Below are 5,933 nucleotides of genomic sequence, written 5' to 3' on the forward strand. Positions count from 1 at the left end.
CGCCAGGGCTCCTCCCCCAGCATCACGATCTCATCCACGGGATCACGGGTGGTCCCGGCCATTTCATCCACGACCACGCGTTCGGAGCCGGCCATCTTGTTCAGCAGCGAGGACTTGCCCACGTTCGGGCGGCCCAGCAGGGCCACGCGGCGGGGTCCGCCCTCGACCTCGGGCTCGGCCACCTCGGAATATTCCGGCAGGGCCTTGATGAGGGCGTCCAGCGCGTCACCGGTGCCCATGCCGTGCAGCGAAGACACCGGGAACGGCTCCCCCATGCCCAGCGCCCACAGGTTGGACGCCTCGATCTGCAGCTGTGGTGAATCGGCCTTGTTGGCCACCAGGATGATGGGCTTCTTAATGCGGCGCAGCATGGACACCACGGCCTCGTCGGTCGCGGTCACGCCCACGGTCACGTCCAGGACCAGCAGCACGGCGTCCGCGTTCAGCACGGCCACCTCGGCCTGCTCGGCCACACGGGCGTGAATGCCCTTGGCGTCGTGCTCCCAGCCGCCGGTGTCCACCAGGGTGAAGTTCTTGCCGGACCACTCGGCCTTGTAGGACACGCGGTCACGGGTCACGCCCGGGGTGTCCTCCACCACGGCTTCGCGGCGGCCGATCACGCGGTTGACCAGCGTGGACTTACCCACGTTGGGTCGACCGACCACGGCCACCACGGGATCCGGCAGACGCGTTTCGCGGTCCTCGTCAAAGCCGCCCCACTCGTCCAGCAGCGCGGCGTCTTCCTCGTCCAACTCGTAGTCAGACAGCCCCGCGCGCAGGGCCTCGGCGCGGCGCTCGGCCTCGTCGTCGTCGATTGCGGCCAGCCGCTCGGAAATATCGTCCTGGCCCCCGCCGAGCACGGACTGCTCGTACGGGTCAACCTTGTTCTCTTCGGAACCGGTCATGGCTACCTCACTTACTCCAGGCGGGGGCGCCCGGGGATTGATCGGGGCCGGCGGCCCGTTCGGTCATGGTTTGGGTGGTGCGGATCACCAGATCGATCACGCCCTGCACGGTCTGCTCCATGCTCAGCTCGGACGAGTCCAGCAGGTGCACCCCGTCCTGCGCTTCGGTGAAGTTCACCACGGTGGAGTCCTTGGCGTCACGGCCCACCACTTGGTCTTTCAGGTTCGACGACGCCGCCTCGCCCAGTTGCTTGCCCCGGCGCGCCATGCGCGCTTCCTCCGAGGCGGTCAACAGGATCCGCACGGTGGCATCCGGGGCCACCACGGTGGTGATGTCACGGCCCTCGGCCACCATGCGCTCACCGGAATCGGCAATGATCTGGCGCTGCAGGGCCACCAGCACCTCACGGGCGGGAACGGTCGTGGCAATTGCGGAGACGTTGTCGGTCACCTCATCCCCGCGGATTGCAGAACGGACGTCCTGGCCGGCCACGGTGATGCGCTCACCGTTGGGGTCGGTGCCCATGTCCAGGGGAACGGTGCGGGTGGCCTGGACAATGGCATCCGCATCGGTCAGGTCCACGTTCGTGTGCAGGCACCACCAGGTCACGGCGCGGTACATGGCACCGGTGTCCAGGTAGGCCAGGTTGAAACGGCGAGCCACTTCCTTGGACACGGAGGACTTTCCGGAACCGGAAGGCCCGTCAATGGCGACCACCAATCGGGCGTTCTCATCGCGTGCGTCCATTACTGCACCACCTTCCAGTTGCGTTCGTTCAACGCGTCCACGAGTTCATCGCGGCGATTGGGATCCACCGAGACCACGGCCAGCCCCACCGGTTGTCCCGGGGAGTGCTCGAGCCGCATGTCTTCCAGGTTGATCCCGGCCTCCCCGATTTCAGTGAGCAACCGAGCAATGGTGCCCGGGGTGTCGTCCACGGCCACGGTGAGCGTGGCGAAGGCCTTGGGAGCACCACCGTGCTTACCCGGGATTCGGGCCTGACCCGAGTTGCCCTCGGCCATGAGCTGGGCAATGTCCAGGCGAGCACCGCCGGCCGTGGGGTTCTCCAGCGTGGCGATCAAGCGGTCCAGGTCGGTGCGCACCTCGTAGAGGGATTCCACAATGGGCCGGGCGTTGGCCGAGAGGATCTGCACCCACAGGGCCGGATCGGAACCCGCAATGCGGGTGGTGTCCCGCAGGCCCTGACCCGACAGGGACAGGTGATGCAGCGGGGTGTCCTGCAACCGGGAGGCCAGCAGCGAGGACATCACCTGCGGCAGGTGGGAAATCAATGCCACGGTCTCGTCGTGTTCGGCCGCGTCCAGCACGGTCACGGTTGCACCCAGGTCCACGGCCAGGTTCTTGGCCGTGGTGAGGGCCCGAGCGCTGGTCGTCTCGGTAGGGCAGATCACCCACGGCATGGAGGTGAACAGCTCACCGCGGGCCGCCACGGGACCGGACTTCTCGCGTCCGGCCATGGGATGTGTGCCCACGTAGCGGGACAGATCCGCCCCGGCCGCGGCGACGTCGTCGAGAATCGCGGACTTGACCGAGGCAATGTCGATGACCACGGCGTTCGGGAAATCCGACAGCGCCTCGACCACGAGTTCGGAGACCACGTCCGGCGGCGCGGCCACGACCACCAACGCGGGATCGGCCAGTGTCTGACCCGCCGCGTGAACGGCGCGCACGGACTGGCCGGCGCCGATGTCCTGGGCCACGGCCTCCGTGGTGGGCGAGGAGTCGCGCACGTAGACGCGCACGCCCAGGTGCTGCAGTCCCAGCCCGATGCTCGCACCCAGAAGCCCCGCACCGATCACCAGGACCGGTCCGGAGGTGGAGGCGATAGCGGGAACCACCGTTACATCCCCACCGATGCGAGCAGGGTGCCCACCTCGGTGTGGGACAGTTTGCGCACCACGCCCTGGCGCTGATCACCAATGGCGATCGGGCCCACCTGGGTGCGAGCGAGCCGCTCCACCGGGTGACCCACGGCATCGAACATGCGGCGGACAATGCGGTTACGGCCGGTGTGCAGCACGACCTCGATCAGCACGTGGCCGGGTTTGGAGTCCACGAGCTTGAACGAATCCACCTTGGCGATGCCGTCCTCGAGCTTGATGCCTTCGCGCATCTGCTTGCCCACGCCCCTCTCCACGGGTCCGTGCACCTGCGCCAAATAGGTCTTGGGCACCTCGTAGGAGGGGTGGGTCAGGCGGTTGGTGAGTTCGCCGTCGTTGGTGAGCAGCAGCAGACCCTCGGTCTCCACGTCCAGACGGCCCACGTGGAACACGCGCTCGTGCTTGCGGATATCCAGGAAGTCACTCACGCAGCGGCGGCCGTCCGGATCCTCCATGGTGGAGACCACGCCGGCCGGCTTGTTGAACGCGTAGTAGACGAGCTTCTCGTCGGTCTGGATCCGCATGCCGTCCACGTGAACACTTTGCAGCGCGGGATCCACGCGCACGCCCAGCTCGTTGACGATCTGGCCGTCCACCTCCACGCGGCCGTCCAGGATCATTTCCTCGCACACGCGGCGCGAGGCCACACCGGCCTGGGCCATGAGCTTCTGCAGGCGCACGCCGTTCTCGTCGTGGGCTTCCAGACGGTCCACAGGCGGGTTCTTGGGACGACGCCGCCGGTGCGGGCCGTGCTCCTTGATCGCCGAGGCGCGGCGCTCGTACTTGTCCACACCACCGAAGGCGCGGGGCTTCTGCGGGCCCTTCTGCCCCGCCGAGGCCTTGGGCCTACCCGGTCCGGACTTGGGTCCGGTTTGCGGCCCGGTTTTCGGCCCGGACCTGAAACCGCCCTTGGGGCCGGCCTTGGATCCCTTGCCGCGACCCTGCGGACCGCGAGCGCCGCCGCCGGGCTTGCCGCCGCCGCGGGGTGCTCCGCCGCGGGAGGAGTTGTTACGTGATTGAGCCATGCTGAGATCAGTCCTCTAAGTCTTCAAGTTGGTCGGTTCCGGGAAGCAGTGGGGCAATGTCTGGCAGTTCATCCAGTGAACCGAGTCCCAGCTTTTCCAAGAACAAGGGGGTGGTGGAGTAGAGCACGGAACCCGTGGATTCCTCACGTTCGTGTGCCGTGAGCAGGCCCCGCTGCACCAGGGTGCGCACCACGCCGTCCACGTTGACACCGCGGATCGCTGAGATCCGGGAGCGGGACACGGGTTGTAGGTAGGCCACCACGGCCAAGGTTTCCAGGGCTGCTTGCGACAGGCGCGAGCTGCTGCCTTCCACCACGAAGTCGGTCACGAGCTGGGCGTACTCACTGCGTGAGTAAATGCGCCAGCCGCCGGCCACGTGGCGCAGTTCGAAACCGCGCATTCTGGGGGCCGACCCTCCATCATATCCGAGGTGCGGTGATTCCGGTGGGGCCGCGGGGGTGGGACCGATCACGCCGTCGTATTCGGCTTTCAGGTATTCCAGGCCGCTGCGCGCCGCGTGCACGGGCACGTTGAGGGAGCGCGCGAGTTCTTCTTCCCGGACGGGCGCTGCGGCCACCATGAGGACGGCCTCGAGGGCCGCGTGGATATCGGTCGGGGGTTGCGCGTGTGGTTCGTCTACCACGCTGACATCATCTCCTTCGGTACGGTTCACACCGATCCATGACGTGTCTCATTGTTTCAGGTTTTTGGCGCCGCCGTTGCCGGGGGCTGTTCCCCGGGGCCGTTCTCGCTCGGTGCGGGGTCCTCGAGCGCCGTCTGCGCACCCGTGTACTCGCTGTTGAGTCCTTCCGAGGACCAGTCGTCCGGACCGACCCAGCGCACGAGCAGCGGCCCGAGCACCTCGTCCTGACGGATCCGCACCACACGATCACGGAACATTTCCAGGAGCGCCAGGAACCGCACCACGATCACCAGGGTGGATTCCGCATCCGCGATGAGCGCGGCAAAACTGTGGTCCTCACCGTCTCTGAGGATGCCGGCCAGGGTCTCGGCCTCGTCCGCCACGCGCACCGCGGCACCGTGCAGGTGCTCCACGTTGACATCGTCGGGAACGTGCCGTTCCGGGTCCAGCGCGGCAACGGCGAGCTGGGCGAACTGGTCGGGTGTGAGCGTCCACGTCAGCGGCGGCAGGGCAGCGGTCACCGCGGGGTCCAGGTCCACCTGCCGCGGGATCCGCACCGACTCCGCGGCCAGGCGCCGGTTGAGTTGCCCGGCCACTTCCTTGAACGCCTTGTATTGCAGCAATCGCGCGAACAGGAGGTCGCGGGCTTCGAGAAGTTCGACGTCGTAGTCGTCCTCCACCTCCCCGCGCGGCAACAGGCGCGCGGCCTTGAGGTCGAGCAGGGTCGCCGCGACCACCAGGAACTCGCTGGCCTCGTCCAGGGCCTTGACCGAGCCCTCTTCCTGCAATGCCTTCACGTAGCGGATGAACTCGTCCGTGACCACGGACAGCGCCACGTGGGTGATGTCCATTTCGTGCTTGGCGATCAGGGAGAGCAACACGTCGAAGGGGCCCTGGAAGTTTTCCAGGGCCACCGTGAAACCGGGGTCCGAGTCCGCGGGACGCTCGGCGACAACGCTCATGCTCGTGAGGTGGCCCCGTGCGACGTCGGGCCCGGAGCGGGGCGGGCTGCGGAGATCACGGCGCACCGCCGCGGCTGATCAACTCGCGTGCGAGCTGACGGTAGGCCTCGGCACCCGGGTGGTTCGTGGCGAAGTTGAGGATCGGCTCGGCGGCAACGGTCGCGTCCGGGAACTTCACGGTTCGTTTGATGACCGTGTCGAAGACCTTGTCCCCGAAGGCATCCACGATGCGCGCAATGACCTCGCGCGAGTGCAAGGTGCGCGAGTCGAACATCGTGGCCAGGACGCCGTCGATCTGCAGCTTGGGGTTCAAGCGATCCTGAACCTTCTCAATGGAGTCCACCAGCAGGGCCACGGCACGCAGCGCAAAGAATTCGCAAATCAGCGGGATGATCACCCCGTGCGAGGCGGTCAATGCGTTGACGGTCAGCAGCCCCAGGGACGGCTGGCAGTCGATGAGGATCACGTCGTAGTATTCCTCGACCTTGCGCAGCGC

7 protein-coding genes are annotated in these 5,933 nt (G+C 67.1%); all 7 read right to left on the bottom strand.

The genetic code is table 11. The features are described 5' to 3' along the window. A partial coding sequence (locus Q4E95_RS10540) for a GTPase (RefSeq protein WP_303383267.1) occupies window positions 1-905 on the bottom strand: 905 nt, incomplete at its 3' end. A gap of 7 nt (window positions 906-912) precedes the next feature. Beyond that, window positions 913-1,653, bottom strand: a complete 741-nt coding sequence (gene cmk / locus Q4E95_RS10545) for a (d)CMP kinase (protein WP_303383268.1) — start codon at window positions 1,651-1,653, stop codon at window positions 913-915. Continuing rightward, the gene (locus Q4E95_RS10550; protein ID WP_303383269.1) at window positions 1,653-2,765 is read right to left on the bottom strand and encodes a prephenate dehydrogenase; all 1,113 of its coding nucleotides are present in this window, start codon (window positions 2,763-2,765) and stop codon (window positions 1,653-1,655) included. The genes cmk and Q4E95_RS10550 overlap by 1 nt, the downstream gene beginning before the upstream one ends. 2 nt (window positions 2,766-2,767) lie before the next feature. Then, window positions 2,768-3,832 carry a pseudouridine synthase gene (locus tag Q4E95_RS10555; protein WP_303383270.1) on the bottom strand — a complete coding sequence of 355 codons (1,065 nt, stop codon included), beginning with the start codon at window positions 3,830-3,832 and terminating at the stop codon, window positions 2,768-2,770. Between the two features lie 7 nt (window positions 3,833-3,839). Continuing rightward, a complete protein-coding gene (gene scpB, locus Q4E95_RS10560; protein ID WP_303383271.1) occupies window positions 3,840-4,475 on the bottom strand; it encodes an SMC-Scp complex subunit ScpB in 636 nt (211 codons plus the stop codon). Between the two features lie 56 nt (window positions 4,476-4,531). Beyond that, window positions 4,532-5,437: a ScpA family protein gene (locus tag Q4E95_RS10565; protein ID WP_303383272.1), complete on the bottom strand. Its 906-nt coding sequence runs from the start codon at window positions 5,435-5,437 to the stop codon at window positions 4,532-4,534. A 55-nt stretch (window positions 5,438-5,492) separates the two neighbouring features. After that, a partial coding sequence (locus tag Q4E95_RS10570; RefSeq protein ID WP_303383273.1) for a ParA family protein occupies window positions 5,493-5,933 on the bottom strand: 441 nt, incomplete at its 5' end.

It is taken from the genome of Kocuria sp. (genome assembly GCF_030536815.1).
In the GTDB taxonomy this organism is placed as follows: domain Bacteria; phylum Actinomycetota; class Actinomycetes; order Actinomycetales; family Micrococcaceae; genus Kocuria; species Kocuria gwangalliensis.

Bases quoted from the DNA above. Each gene is read 5' to 3' on its own strand.
- cmk (WP_303383268.1), bottom strand. From the start codon at position 1,653: ATGGACGCACGCGATGAGAACGCCCGATTGGTGGTCGCCATTGACGGG.
- Q4E95_RS10555 (WP_303383270.1), bottom strand. From the start codon at position 3,832: ATGGCTCAATCACGTAACAACTCCTCCCGCGGCGGAGCACCCCGCGGC.
- Q4E95_RS10565 (WP_303383272.1), bottom strand. From the start codon at position 5,437: ATGAGCGTTGTCGCCGAGCGTCCCGCGGACTCGGACCCCGGTTTCACG.